General features: G+C 63.6%; 14 protein-coding genes and 1 pseudogene. 5 read left to right on the plus strand and 10 right to left on the minus strand.

Annotation, left to right across the window (positions count from 1 at the left end; genetic code table 11):
- Positions 1 to 31: 31 nt before the first annotated feature.
- The 3 genes from A9995_RS16945 to plsY are packed head-to-tail and all read right to left on the minus strand — an operon-like array spanning position 32 to position 1,991.
- A complete protein-coding gene (locus A9995_RS16945) occupies positions 32 to 268 on the minus strand; it encodes a hypothetical protein (RefSeq protein ID WP_168157314.1) in 237 nt (78 codons plus the stop codon).
- Positions 259 to 1,359, minus strand: a complete 1,101-nt coding sequence (gene dprA, locus A9995_RS02970) for a DNA-processing protein DprA (RefSeq protein ID WP_369815801.1) — start codon at positions 1,357 to 1,359, stop codon at positions 259 to 261. Before dprA ends, A9995_RS16945 begins: the two co-directional genes overlap by 10 nt.
- Before the next feature lie 2 nt (positions 1,360 to 1,361).
- Complete coding sequence (gene plsY / locus A9995_RS02975; RefSeq protein WP_067608901.1) at positions 1,362 to 1,991, minus strand: glycerol-3-phosphate 1-O-acyltransferase PlsY; 630 nt, start codon at positions 1,989 to 1,991, stop codon at positions 1,362 to 1,364.
- A 111-nt stretch (positions 1,992 to 2,102) separates the two neighbouring features.
- Here plsY and murI point away from each other — a divergent pair, with 111 nt between their 5' ends.
- The 4 genes from murI to A9995_RS02995 all read left to right on the plus strand — a co-directional run bounded on the left by murI (position 2,103) and on the right by A9995_RS02995 (position 5,818).
- Positions 2,103 to 2,906 (plus strand): glutamate racemase, encoded by an 804-nt coding sequence (gene murI, locus A9995_RS02980; RefSeq protein ID WP_067608904.1) that lies wholly within the window; start codon positions 2,103 to 2,105, stop codon positions 2,904 to 2,906.
- Between the two features lie 105 nt (positions 2,907 to 3,011).
- A complete protein-coding gene (gene hemA / locus A9995_RS02985; RefSeq protein WP_067608905.1) occupies positions 3,012 to 4,232 on the plus strand; it encodes a 5-aminolevulinate synthase in 1,221 nt (406 codons plus the stop codon).
- A 63-nt stretch (positions 4,233 to 4,295) separates the two neighbouring features.
- Complete coding sequence (locus tag A9995_RS02990; RefSeq protein WP_067608906.1) at positions 4,296 to 4,991, plus strand: nitroreductase; 696 nt, start codon at positions 4,296 to 4,298, stop codon at positions 4,989 to 4,991.
- Positions 4,992 to 5,044: 53 nt separating this feature from the next.
- Positions 5,045 to 5,818, plus strand: a complete 774-nt coding sequence (locus A9995_RS02995) for a hypothetical protein (RefSeq protein ID WP_067608908.1) — start codon at positions 5,045 to 5,047, stop codon at positions 5,816 to 5,818.
- A 170-nt stretch (positions 5,819 to 5,988) separates the two neighbouring features.
- On the opposite strand, the gene A9995_RS03000 is transcribed toward A9995_RS02995, so the two are convergent.
- From A9995_RS03000 to A9995_RS03035, 7 genes and pseudogenes are all read right to left on the minus strand, one after another.
- Entirely contained in the window at positions 5,989 to 6,276 is a 288-nt protein-coding gene (locus tag A9995_RS03000; protein ID WP_067608911.1) for a PRC-barrel domain-containing protein, read from the minus strand.
- Positions 6,277 to 6,300: 24 nt separating this feature from the next.
- Complete coding sequence (locus A9995_RS03005) at positions 6,301 to 6,828, minus strand: hypothetical protein (protein ID WP_067608915.1); 528 nt, start codon at positions 6,826 to 6,828, stop codon at positions 6,301 to 6,303.
- A 56-nt stretch (positions 6,829 to 6,884) separates the two neighbouring features.
- Positions 6,885 to 7,879 (minus strand): annotated as a pseudogene (locus A9995_RS15880) (choice-of-anchor A family protein).
- Between the two features lie 120 nt (positions 7,880 to 7,999).
- A complete protein-coding gene (locus tag A9995_RS03020) occupies positions 8,000 to 9,202 on the minus strand; it encodes a type III PLP-dependent enzyme (protein WP_067608924.1) in 1,203 nt (400 codons plus the stop codon).
- A gap of 168 nt (positions 9,203 to 9,370) precedes the next feature.
- On the minus strand, positions 9,371 to 10,549 hold the full coding sequence (locus tag A9995_RS03025; RefSeq protein ID WP_067608926.1) for a carboxynorspermidine decarboxylase: 1,179 nt from the start codon (positions 10,547 to 10,549) through the stop codon (positions 9,371 to 9,373).
- The gene (locus A9995_RS03030) at positions 10,549 to 11,112 is read right to left on the minus strand and encodes a hypothetical protein (RefSeq protein ID WP_067608928.1); all 564 of its coding nucleotides are present in this window, start codon (positions 11,110 to 11,112) and stop codon (positions 10,549 to 10,551) included. The genes A9995_RS03025 and A9995_RS03030 overlap by 1 nt, the downstream gene beginning before the upstream one ends.
- Entirely contained in the window at positions 11,112 to 12,323 is a 1,212-nt protein-coding gene (locus A9995_RS03035; protein ID WP_067608931.1) for a saccharopine dehydrogenase family protein, read from the minus strand. Before A9995_RS03035 ends, A9995_RS03030 begins: the two co-directional genes overlap by 1 nt.
- A gap of 85 nt (positions 12,324 to 12,408) precedes the next feature.
- Here A9995_RS03035 and A9995_RS03040 point away from each other — a divergent pair, with 85 nt between their 5' ends.
- Positions 12,409 to 13,389 (plus strand): threonine/serine dehydratase, encoded by a 981-nt coding sequence (locus A9995_RS03040; RefSeq protein ID WP_067608935.1) that lies wholly within the window; start codon positions 12,409 to 12,411, stop codon positions 13,387 to 13,389.
- The last annotated feature ends 28 nt before the right edge of the window (positions 13,390 to 13,417 follow it).

A 13,417-nucleotide genomic window follows, 5' to 3' on the forward strand; every position in this document is an offset into this window, starting at 1 on the left:
AGGGTAAAAAGCGATCGGCGATCCTTCGGAATTATCCATGATCGCTATCGCCGCCAATGAACACCATCGAAACCGCTACGATCAATCCTATGAACTCGGCGACCGCACTGGCCACGAAAACCATCGCAATATAGACACCACCCAGGACGGTTCCGGGTTCCGCAATCGCGTCCAGCCACGCAACCCAGCCGGACCAGGCCAGCGCCATTCCAAGCAGCACCAGAGCAATTCGCTCTCCCGTCGTGAAGTTCGTCCAACTCAGCCGCACAAACTCACCCTACCCGCTGCATGTCGTTCCAGCCGCCCTGCGATCTCAAGCTCGAGCAGCGCCAATTGCACCGCCGCGGCGCTCTCCCCTGATTGGCGGATCAGCTCGTCTACCGCGATGGGCGCGGTGGTAAGCAGGGCGGCGATATCGGCGGGTTCGGCGTTCGCCAATTCCTCCGGCGCGTGATCGAAATCGCCGGCCGGCTCGCGGAAGGTCGAGCGCGGGATGCCGTCGAAGCCCGAGAGCAGTTCCACCACCTCCTCGGGCGATTGCACCAGCACCGCGCCTTCGCGAATCAGGTGGTTGCCGCCATGGCTGCGAGGCTCGAGAGGGCTGCCGGGGATCGCCATCACCTCGCGCCCCGCCTCGCCCGCCAGCCGCGCGGTGATGAGGCTGCCCGAGCGCACCGCCGCCTCGACCACGAGCGTGCCCGCGGCAAGCCCGGCGATGATGCGGTTGCGACTGGGGAAATGGCTGCCGCGCGGCTCGGTGCCGGGCGGCTGTTCGGCGAACAGCAGTCCCTCGCTGGCGATCCGCTCCTGCAAAGCGGCGTGCTGCGGCGGGTAGGCGATGTCGATCCCGCTGGCGATCACGCCCACGGTGCGTGGAAAGGCGCCCTCGTGTGCCGCGCCGTCGATCCCGCGCGCCAGGCCCGAGACCACGGTGAAGCCCGCCTCCGCCAGCGCCGACGCGAAATCGCGCGCCAGCTTGACCGCTGCGGCGCTGGCGTTGCGCGCGCCGACCATCGCGACGCAGGGCTGCGCCGCCAGCGCCAGATCGCCGCGCCAGGTCAGGATCGGCGGCGCGCTGTCGAGCTGGCCGAGCAGCGCGGGATAGCCCGGCTGGTCGTGAAACAGGTATTTGGCGCCCGCGCGGCGCACCGCCTCGATTTCGCGCTCGATGGTCTCGGCGGGAGCAGCGCGGTAGGCGCGTCCACCCCGCCTGCCGAGCTCGGGGAGCGCGTCCAGCGCTGCGAGCGCGCTGCCAAAGCGCATCAGCAGCTGGGCATAGCTGACCGGGCCGATGTTGGGCGAGCGCAGCAGGCGGATGCGGGCGAAGGCTTCGGGCTGGTCGAGCACCGGAGCCACCAGTGTCACCCCTTGCGCCCCAGCCGGGGCTCGGTGCCCGCCGCCAGCCGCACGAGATTGGCGCGGTGGAGCCAGATCACCAGCAGCGCGATCAGCGCCAGGACGGGAATGAATACCGGATAGCCAAGCAGCGCCGCCGCCAGTGCCGCAGCGACCACCGCGCACATTCCGGCGAGCGAGCTGATCCGCGAAGCCGCCAGCACCGCCAGCCAGACCAGCGCATAGGCCAGCCCGATCGGCCAGGCGATGCCGAGGCTCACCCCGGCATTGGTGGCGACGCCCTTGCCGCCCTTGAAGCCCAGCCAGACGGGAAAGCAGTGCCCCACCACTGCTCCGAGCGCGGCGGCCGGAACGGGGCCCCAGGCAGCGCCCGGCATCGCCTCGGGCTGGTCGAACAGCCGCCAGGCGAGAAACACCGGCAGGAACCCCTTGGCGAGGTCGAGCAATAGCACCGCCGCCGCCAGCCCCTTGCTGCCGGTGCGCAGCACATTGGTCGCGCCGATATTGCCGCTGCCGATCTGGCGAATGTCCCCCTTGCCCGCCAGCTTTGCGAGAATCAGCCCGAAAGGAATCGAGCCCAGCCCATAGCCGAGCAGCGCTGCCCACAGCGTAGAGATCGTGAACTCGGTACCCATGTTTGCGCGATTCCCCACAATTGGTGCGGGCGAGCCTGTCCAAGCCCCGCCCTTTGCCCTAGCGCACCTACCGGAAGCAGCGCCCCTTCGACAAGCTCAGGACGAACTCAATTGGACAGATCCGAGCCACATACCCCGATACTGGTGTTCGATTCCGGCATCGGCGGGCTGACGGTGCTGGCGCAATTGCGCCTCCTGCTGCCGCAAGCGCCGGTGATCTACGCCGCCGACATGGCCGGGCTGCCCTATGGCGCCAAGAGCGAGGCCGAGGTTGCCGCGCGGGTTGCGGGCCTGCTCGGGCGGATGGCCGAACGCTACCAGCCGCGGCTGATCTGCCTGGCGTGCAACACCGCCAGTACGATCGCTCTGGGGATGGTCCGCGAGGTGCTCGAGACTCCGATCGTCGGCACCGTGCCCGCGATCAAGCCAGCCGCTGCGCTCACAAAGTCCGGCACCTTCGGCCTGCTCGGCACCGAGGCGACCATGCGCCAGGCCTATGTCGACGAGCTCGAGCGCGATTTCGCGCAAGGCAAGGTGCTGCTGCGCCACGGTGCCAACGGGCTGGTCGCGCTGGCCGAGGCCAAGCTGCGCGGCGAGAGCGTGTCGGTCGATGCGGTGGCGCGGGAGACCAAGGGCCTGGTGCTCCAGCAGGGCGGCGACACAATCGACACGGTGGTGCTCGCCTGCACCCATTTCCCGCTGCTGACAGACGAATTGCGCGCCGCGTTCGGAGAGAGCATCACCTTTCTCGACGGCTCCGAAGGAATCGCCCGGCGGATCGTGGCGCTGACGCAGGGTCAGGCCTTCGAACGCAGCCGTTCCGATTTCGCTGTCACCACCGGCGACCTTGCGGATTTCAAGGCACTGGCTCCGGCCTTCGCGGCGCAGAAGATCACCCGGCTCGAGCGCTTCTGAAACCTTGCGAGTCATTCGCAAAGATCGCGGTGGCAAATGCCCCGGTTTCTCCCTAAATCGGCGCTCCAGATGGCCGCCTCGGGCGGCGCGACCAGGCGGTGACGCGTGAACTACGGACAGGTATTCGACCAGGCAATCGACCGGCTCCATTCCGAGGGCCGATATCGCGTGTTCATCGACATCATGCGCAACAAGGGATCCTACCCCAACGCGCGCTGCTTCCACGGTCACAATGGTCCCAAGCCGATCACCGTGTGGTGCTCCAACGACTATCTCGCGATGGGCCAGCACCCCAAGGTGATCGAGGCGATGGAATCCGCGCTGCACGATGTCGGCGCCGGTTCGGGCGGCACCCGCAACATCGGCGGCAACACCCATTTCCACATCGAGCTCGAGCACGAGCTCGCCGATCTGCACGACAAGGAAGGCGCGCTGCTGTTCACCAGCGGCTATGTTTCCAACGACGCGACGCTGTCGACGCTCGCCAAGCTGCTGCCGGGCTGCGTGATCTTTTCCGACGAACTCAATCATGCCAGCATGATCGCCGGCATCCGCAATTCGGGCTGCGAGAAGCGGGTCTTCCGCCACAACGACCTCGAGCATCTCGAAGAGCTTCTCGCCGCCGAGGATGAGGCCACACCCAAGCTGATTGCCTTCGAGAGCGTCTATTCGATGGATGGCGATGTCGCCCCGGTCCACGCGATCTGCGACCTCGCCGAGGAATACAACGCGCTGACCTATGTCGACGAAGTCCACGCGGTGGGCATGTACGGCGCGCGCGGCGGCGGTATCACCGAGCGCGACGGAGCCGCCCACCGGATCGACATCATCGAGGGCACGCTGGGCAAGGCTTTCGGGGTAATGGGCGGCTATATCGCGGCCGACAACCGGATCATCGACTGCATCCGCTCCTATGCCCCCGGCTTCATCTTCACCACTTCGCTCAGCCCCGTGCTGGTCGCGGGCGTGCTGGCAGCGGTCAAGCACCTCAAGGGTTCGAGCGAGGAGCGCGACGCGCAGCAGGCCAATGCCGCGATGCTCAAAGCGATCCTCCACGAACGCGGGCTTCCGGTGCTGCTCTCGACTACGCATATCGTTCCGCTGATGGTTGGCGATCCGGTGCGCGCCAAGAAGATCAGCGACATCCTGCTGGCCGAGTACGGCGTCTATGTGCAGCCGATCAATTTCCCCACCGTGCCTCGCGGGACCGAGCGGCTGCGCTTCACTCCCGGCCCGGCGCATACGGTGGAGATGATGCACCAGCTCGGCGACGCGCTGGTCGAGATCTGGTCGCGGCTGGATATGGAACTGGCGCAGGCCGCCTAGCCGCAAGGGATTTGCGCAAACCCGCTGCTGCGCTAACACGCCTGCAAAATGGCAGGAGATAGCATGAGCGGGACCCCGCAGCAGACATACGCCGAGATCGTGCATGGTCGCCGCTCGACGCGCGGCTACCTCGACAAGCCGGTTCCGCGCGAACTGATCGAGGAGGTTCTTACCCTCGCCACGCGCTCGCCATCCTCGATGAATACGCAGCCCTGGCATCTGCACGTCATCACCGGCGAGCCGCTCGACCGCATCCGCAAGGGCAATACCGAGCGTATTCTCGCGGGCGAGCCCGACAGCCGCGAGTTCCGGCGCGGGCAGCCCTTCGCCGGTGTCCACCGCGATCGCCAGATCGGCGTCGCCAAGCAGCTGTTCGGCGCCATGGGCATCGAACGCGACGACAAGGATGCGCGGCAGGATTGGGTGCTGCGCGGCTTCCGCCAGTTCGATGCGCCCGTCTGCGTGATAATCGCCTATGACCGCGAACTATCCGAGAGCGACGACACCGCCTTCGATTGCGGCGCGGTTACGACCTGCCTCGTCAACGCCGCATGGTCGCGCGGACTGGGGTGCGTCATCAACTCGCAAGGCATCATGCAAAGCCCGGTGGTGCGCGAACATGCGGGCATCCCCGACGATCAGGTGATCATGAAAGCGGTGGCGATGGGCTGGCCCGACGAAGAGTTTCCGGCCAACGCGGTGGTGAGCACCCGCAAGCCACTGGAAGAAGCGGCGCGGTTCGTAGGCTTTGCGGACTAATAGACTGAGCGACGCCGACCGCAGCTGAGCATACGCGTGAAGGAGAATTTGGCATGAGCGAGAAACTGGTCGAACTGGCGGACGGGTTCTGGTCCGTGCGCGGCGAATTCAAGATCGGCGGCCTGCTCGATATCGGGACGCATTGCGCGCTGGTGCGGCGCGCCAACGGACGATTCGTCTTCCTCGACAGCTACACCCTGCCCGACGGTATCAAGACGCAGATCGACGCGCTCACCGATGGCGGAAAGTTGGTGGATGCAATCCTCAACCTGCACCCGTTCCACACGCTGCACTGCGAATGGATGCACCAGGCCTATCCCGATGCGACGCTCTACGGAACGGCGCGGCATCGCTCGCAGCTGCCGCATCTGCCATGGGACGAGGTCGCCTGCGAAAAGGATGCGCTGGCCGAGTTGTTCGCCGAGGACTTCGCGTTTTCGGTGCCGCGCGGGATGCCGCTGGTCTGCGAGGACGAGGCGGTGCATTTCGCCTCCGTACTGGCGCTGCACAAGCATTCCGGCACGATCCATATCGATGATACCTTCGTCTATCTCGACAAGGGATTCCCCTTCAGCCTGCTACCGATAAACCGGCGCTTTTCCTTCCACCCGACGCTGGCGAAAGCGCTCTACCCCGAAGCAGGCGCTGCGGATGCGTTTCGCGAATGGGCGATCGGGCTAGGGATCGACTGGGCCAATGCCCGCCGCATCGCGACCGCGCATGATGGCGTACTGGAACTTGGGCCCGAAGAATTTCCCGAACGCATCGGCGCGGCCCTCGCCCGCGTGAAGCCGGTGCTGGACAAGCACCGCGCGCAGTACGGCTGACCGGACCGTGCATCGTTCAGGTGCACATCCGACTGGAGTACGTTTGCCATGACTGGCCCATTTCAGTGCGCCAGTGGAGAGACAGGCCGGTACGATAGCCGAAATGACTGAGGCAACGCCCCTTCCGGAACGTTGCCTCAGCTTCGTCACCTATACGTGGCAGGACCGGGCTAGCGGGCGCGGACCTTGGTATAGTGGACTCGAGATGCCGCGAGATCGTCGTGATAGACGACGTCGTCAGCGCGGATCTCGAGATTGTCGACGGCCACGAGCCGTCCATCGCTCAGCTTGACGGCCGCGACGTGTTCCTTGTCCTTGTCCACCAACAAGTCTTCGATCCGCCCGTAGGCTGCACCGGTTGTCGAAACGACCTCACGACCCCTGATATCCTGCTCGTCATCGACGAGTTGCCAGGCGTCCAGCGCCTCAAGTTTTCCGAAACGATCATCGTTCTGCATGGGAAATTCCTTTCTGGAAATAAATTAGCTGCGTTCGAGAATCTCGATGCGCGCTTCGTCCACGATCAGGAATACTTCCTGATCGGCGATCACTGAGCGGGTATCGTCGTCGAGGGGAGCACCCTCCACTTCGGTCACCTCGCCGCCGGCGCGGATCGTGCCACCCGAAATCTGCAGCGTCTGACCGGCATTGATGTCCAGCGGGACTTCCATGGGTTCATCGATGATCAGCGCGAACATCCGTGCGCCGTCGCTCTCGATCCAGAAGCCGCGATCGGTCAGCGGGCCATCGACGCCGACTTCGCCAGAGAACTCCTGTCCGATGTAGTCCTGGGGCTGAGCCACGACGGCGGCCAGCGTCAGCGGCATCGCATCTGCAGCGATCGGGGTCTCGGTCGCGACCAATTCGGTCTCGGACGTATCATCAACGACAGGGTCGACGTCATCATCGCCAGCCGCGAACCACCAGATCAGCAGAGCCGCGAGGACGAGAGCCAACAGAACCCAGAGCCAGGTCATCGACGATTTCTTTTCCACCGGGATTTCGGCCACAATAATACTCCTGTTGCTAGCGCGGACGTGCGCATTTCAACAGCGAATGTCGCCGTTTATCGTTCCGAAGCCTTTGAAATTACGCCATGGGCGCCCAATTCCACGCCCGCCGTATCGCCACCGCGCACGACGGCGGGCTGGACTGGGCGCCGAAGAATCCCCGGTGCCGGCACCTCGGTACCCCCGCTGGACGATGAACCACCGGAACTTGAGCTCGAGCTCGAGCTGCTGGGTGGCTGATAGCTCGAGTTGAACGTGCCGAGGTGGAACTCGCCGCGTTGGGTCAGCGAGGAGAAGACCGCGGAGTCCTCGATGAAATTGCCGGTGGTCGCAGCGGCGTTCGGAGCGAGAACCGAACCGCGCCATGCGGTGGTCGCACTGAGCTTTTCCGCATCCGGGAAGTTCCAGATCACACTTTCGCCCAGCTTGGCTGAATTGCCGAGGAAATCGTCGTTGAGAAGGATGTCGCTGCCGCTCACGTTCACGATCACGGTTTCGGCGCCGTTCTTGGCAAACTGGATTTCACCGATCGAGTTCAGATCGGCCGAAGTGATGTTGAACACCGCCGTGCCGTCGGCACCCGGAGTGGCGTTGAAAATGCCGCGATTGCCCTGCTTCACGAATTCGCTGGTCGTCCCCAGTCCGCCCAGATCGCGCGACAGATTGCCGAGGCTGGTTTCGAGGAAGCTCGCGTCCTGTTTCAGGTTGACCAGAAACTGCGGGTCCGATGCGGCAAGACCGCTATTGACGGTGTTCTGGTTGACGTTGGTGTCGCAATCGAACCGCCGACGTTCACCGTCTGGGGCGAGCCATTCGTCGATGCAGGCGCGTTGCCGATATTGTAATTGGACGAGGAACCATTGAGATCCCCTCCGACGAAAGGCCGCCCCTCGACTTCGGATATCGAATCGAGGTCTTTGAAGACGACCAGATTGTATTCGCGCAGCGCATCCAGCCCACCCGGAGTGGAGGCAAGCAGCGGCGACGCGGCCAAAGCCGTGACCACTGCGATTCCTGCGATGGTGAGGCCGCTACGCCTCGGAGTTCTCACCGCACATGTCTTTCGGGCGCTTGCGCCATTGGTTTCGTCACAAAAATTGCGGTGCGAGCATCATAGGAAGTCAGCCGACCCGGGCGCCGCACTGTAACCCTTTTAGCGGGCTTTAACGCTTTAACGCAGGCTTACCACGTTATCGCTGACCTTGCGGACACGGCTGCCGTCGTAGAGGCTGGCCATCGGCTCGTCCTCGACGATCAGGCTCTGGGTCGCGCCGAAGCCGTTGAAATCGGTCTTCATCGCCGCGCCATAGGCACCCAGCATCCCGATCTCGATATAGTCGCCAGCCTGAATGTCCTCGGGCAACGCAAAGGGGCCGGGCATGTAGTCGGCATCGTCGCAGGTCGGGCCGTAGAAGGCGAAATCCGCTGCGGGCTTGATCAGGTCGTCTTCCAGCGCGCGGACGGGGAATTTCCAGTCGACATGCGCGGCATCGAAGAGCGCACCATAGGCACCGTCGTTGATGTAGAGTTCCTCGCCGCGGCGCTTCTCGACCTTGACCACCAGCGAGGAATATTCCGCGCACAATGCGCGGCCCGGCTCGCACCACAGCTCGGCGTTATAAGCGATCGGCAGCGCGTAGAAATGCTGGTGGATGATAGTGAAATAATCCTCGAGCGGTGGCGGCTCGAGCCCGGGATAGACGCTGGGAAACCCGCCGCCGACATCGATCATGTCGATCACCACCGATGCCTCGGCGATCGCCGCGCGGGTGCGATCGAGCGCCTGGACAAAGGCGAACGGGCTCATCGCCTGACTGCCGACGTGGAAACACACACCCAGCCAGTCCGCATGCTGGCGCGCCTGCTGGAGCAGCAGTGGTCCCTCGGTGAGATCGCAGCCGAACTTGCTGGCAAGGCTCAGCTCGGAAAATTCGGAGGACACCCTGAGCCGCACGCAGAGCCGCAGGTCGGTGGCCGCTTCGCCCGCATCATCGGTGCAGGCGGCGACGATCTTCTCGAGTTCCTCGACGCTGTCGAGGCTGAAGGTCTTCACCCCATGAACGCGATAGGCCTCGCGGATGGCGCTGGGGGCCTTGATCGGGTGCATGAAGCACAGCACCGCTTCGGGCAGGATCCCGCGCACCAGCCGCACCTCGGCGATCGAGGCGACGTCGTAATGCGTTACTCCGGCGTTCCACAGCACGCGCAGCAGATCGGGCGAAGGATTGGCCTTCACCGCGTAGAGCGATTTGCCGGGAAATTTCTCGACGAAGAAGCGCGCCGCGCGCGTGGCTGCGTGCGGACGGTTCAGAATAACGGGTTCGTCGGGCGCTAGAGCGCGAACTACGGACCGGGCGTCGGGAAAGGTGTGCAATTCAAGGGACCCCCAAAACGGTTCGATGCGTGACAAGGGCTGCCTAGCGGTCGTCAGTCCCGCCCTTGTTGAAGGGGCTCCGGCAGCGGGAGAGCGCATGTAAGGCCTGCCGCTGCAAAAGCAAGGAAATTTCCCCCGCCGAGGTGCGGTTTATGGCGCAGGGCGAGCTCACGAAAGCCGGTTGCGGAAATCCTCGTAGCCGAAGCTTTTCACCAGTTCGAGCGCATCGCTTTCGCTGTCCCACAACCAGATCGACGGCAGTGGAACGCCGTTGAAGGTGTTGGTCTTGACCATCGAATAATGCGCCTGGTCGAGAAAGGCGATCCGCTGGCCCGGCTCGGCGGGGACCGGCAGGCGATAATCGCCGATGACATCGCCCGCGAGGCAGGACGGCCCGCCGAGGCGAATCGCACTGCCCTCACCGCCTGCGAGCTCGCCCAGCATGGCCGGGCGATAGGGCGCCTCGATCACATCGGGCATATGGCAGGTGGCGGAAATATCGGTGATCGCGAAGGGCACCTCATTGGCCCCGGTGTCGAGAATGGTGCCCACCAGAATGCCGGCATCAAGCGCGACCGCCTCGCCCGGTTCGAGATATATCTCGGCGCCGGTGTCCTCCTTGGCATCACGGAGGAATTCGATCAGCTCATCGCGCTGGTAGTCGGCGCGGGTGATGTGGTGCCCGCCGCCCATGTTGATCCATTTGAGCTGGCCGAAATACGGCTCGATCGCATCGAACACCCGATCCCAGGTCTGCGCGAGAGGCGTGAAATCCTGCTCGCACAGATTGTGGAAGTGTATCCCCTCGACCCCTTCCATAATTTCGGGCGTAAGCTGGTCGAGCGGGAAGCCGAGCCGCGAGCCGGGGCTGGAGGGATCGTAGCGGGGCACCTCGCCGGTGGGGACCTGCGGGTTGATCCGCAGCCCGACATCGAAATCGCCGCCTGTCGCGCGGCCCTGTTCGAGGATCAGCGCGGCGCGGCGCATCTGCGCGGGCGAGTTGAAGATCAGGTGATCCGACAACCGGCAGATCTCCTCGAGATCCTCGGGCTTGTAGGCGGCGCAATAGGTGGCGATCTCGCCATCGTAGAACTCGCCCGCCAGCCGGGCTTCCCACAGGCCCGAGGCGCAGACCCCGTCGAGATATTCGCCGATCAGCGGCGCGACCGACCACATCGAGAACGCCTTGAGTGCGGACAATACCTTGATGTCGGCGGCGTCGCGAATATCGGCGAGCACTTGGCAATTGGCGCGCAGCTTGGCGGCATCGACCACGAAGGCAGGGCTGTCGACGCGGGAGAGATCGAATTGCGCGAAGGCGCCCGGATCACCGGCTTTGGTTTCCATTACGCCTTGCGCACTTTCATCTCGCGAGTTTCAGGATCACGATCCATATCGAGCTTATCCAATGAATCGGCAACTACAGAATTAAATACTCTCAATATCTCAGATGTTTTGATCCAGTAGATGGATTTTTGTTTGTCGTAACTCGAGGTTAGGTGAACTCCAACGACCACACCCTCTCCTTCGGAATATTCCTCTACATCGTAAACCATCCACAAAAAGACGCTGTGGACGAAGATGTTACAGACCTTCTTCAAAGAAATGTGCGACTTAACGAAGCCGTCAAGGTCATAGAGTTTATGCGTATCAAAGCGATTCATCACGTCAACGAGTGGGGCATCCGGCTTCTTGCCGGAGGTCTGACACAGAACCCTTTGATTCTCAGTTTTGAAAGAAATCTTCGTTTCGGCCTCGATCAATTTTCGCGTCAGAAAGAAGCCTGTAAAAACAGCGATTTCTAGATTTGAGATGTCGAGATCAGAAGCATCAGGTTGGTCCGCCAAAGTTTCAATCTCAGCGATCAGGCCTTTGAGGCGCAACTTCCAATACCAACTTTCCCAGACCATTAAAAATCCACCGGCCCATCCAGCTCGGCCACATTCCACGGCAGGCCGTGGGCGTTGAGCATGTCCATAAAGGGGTCGGGATCGAATTCCTCGATGTTGAACACGCCCTCACCCTTCCACGCCCCCTGCAGCACCATCGCGCTGCCGATCATCGCAGGCACGCCGGTAGTATAGGAAACCGCCTGGTTGCCGGTTTCGGCATAAGCGTCCTCGTGATCGCAGATATTGTTGATATAGAAGGTCTTCTCGCCAGAACCGTCGAGCGCCTCACCGGTGGCGATCACGCCGATATTGGTCTTGCCCTTGGTGGTCTCGCCCAGCGATTCCGGCTTGGGCAGCACGGCAGCGAGGAATTGCAGCGGGACAATATCGCGACCCTGGTACTTTACCGGCTCGATGCTGGTCATGCCGACATTCTGCAGCACGGTGAGATGGGTGATGTACTGGTCGCCAAAGGTCATCCAGAAGCGCGCGCGCTCGAGTTCGGGAACGAAGCGCGCAAGGCTTTCGAGCTCCTCGTGATACATCATGTACATGTTCTTGGGGCCGACCGCCTCGAAGTCGAATTCGACCTTCTTGGCCAGCGCGGGGGTCTCTACAAAAGCACCGTTTTCCCAGTGGCGCGCGGGCGCGGTGATTTCACGGATGTTGATTTCCGGATTGAAATTGGTGGCAAAATGCTGGCCGTGGTCGCCGCCATTGCAGTCGAGAATGTCGAGCTGGCGGATGGTCTTGAGCTTGTGCTTCTTGAGCCACATGGTGAAAACGCTGGTGACGCCCGGATCGAAACCCGAGCCGAGCAGCGCCATGATCCCCGCTTCCTTGAAGCGGTCGTGATAGGCCCATTGCCATTTGTATTCGAACTTGGCCTCGTCCTTGGGCTCGTAATTAGCGGTATCGAGATAATGGACCCCGGCCTCCAAGCATGCGTCCATGATCGGCAGGTCCTGATAGGGCAGCGCCAGATTGACAACTAGGCTGGGCTGTATCTTGCGGATCAGATTGACCATTGCCGGGACTTCCTCGGCGTCGATCTCGTAGGTGGCGATGTCCTGCCCGGTGCGTTCCTTCACGCTCTTCGCAATGGAATCGCATTTCGACTTCGTGCGGCTGGCGAGATGGATGTCCGCGAAGATATCCGCATTCATCGCCATCTTGTGCACGCACACCGAACTGACGCCGCCCGCGCCGATGACCAGAACTGTCGACATAGTAACTCCATTGCTTGCCCGACCGGCGCGCTCGCGGGGCCGGTGTGATACTTGCTCACATAGGGAAATGCGCTAGCCCCGCAACATGATCCGAGAAACCATCCGCATCCCGACCCGCGAGGGTGTCATTGCCGCTGCACAGAGCATCGCCGCGATCCTGCCCCCCACCCCGCTGCTCCCGGTCGAGATCGGCGGCGTGCGCTGCCATGTGAAGGCCGAGACGCTGCAGCCGGTGGGCGCGTTCAAGATTCGCGGCGGCTGGTGGCGATTGTCGAACCTGACGCCTGCGGAGCGCGAGCTTGGCGTGGTCGCGGTCTCAAGCGGCAATCATGCCCAAGGCGTCGCCTGGGCGGCGCGGCGGCTGGGGATACCGGCGACCATCGTGATGCCGCGCAACGCGCCCAAGGTGAAGCTCGAGGCGACAAGGGCGCTGGGCGCCGAGATCGTGCTCTACGACCGCCCCGGCGAGGATCGCGATGCGGTCGCCGCGCGCGAGGTCGAACGGCGCGGCGCGGTGCTGGTCCATGCCTTTGGCGACCCCTGGGTGATCGAAGGCCAGGGCAGCGCCGGGATCGAGATTGCCGCGCAGCTGGGCGGCGAACCCTCGCGGATCGTGGTCTGCTGCGGCGGCGGCGGGCTGGCGGCTGGGTTGGCACTGGCCTGCCCGACCAGCGCGGTGGTGCCGGTCGAGCCCGAGGGCTGGGATATGGTCGGACAAGCGCTCGCCAGCGGCGAAATCGTGTCGGTCGGCGCCAATCCGCCGGCGACGATCTGCGATGCGCTCCAGCCCGATGCCACCAAGCCGATCAATCTGGCGGTGCTGCGGGACCGCGCCGAGCCCGGCGTCACCGTGACCGACGAGGAGGTCCGCGCCGCGCAGCGCTTCGCCTTTTCGACGCTGCGGCTGGTGATCGAGCCGGGCGGCGCCGCGGCGCTGGCGGCGGCGCTGGCGGGCAAGGTTGCGCTCGACGAGCGCAGCGTGATCATGCTCACCGGCGGCAACACCGACGCCGCCAGCTATGCCGCGACTATAACCCGGACCGGCGCGCCCCAATCGCGCGTTTGACAATCGCCCGTTGCCGCCTAGATTCGCG

Source organism: Erythrobacter sp. QSSC1-22B, from assembly GCF_001678665.1.
GTDB lineage: Bacteria > Pseudomonadota > Alphaproteobacteria > Sphingomonadales > Sphingomonadaceae > Qipengyuania.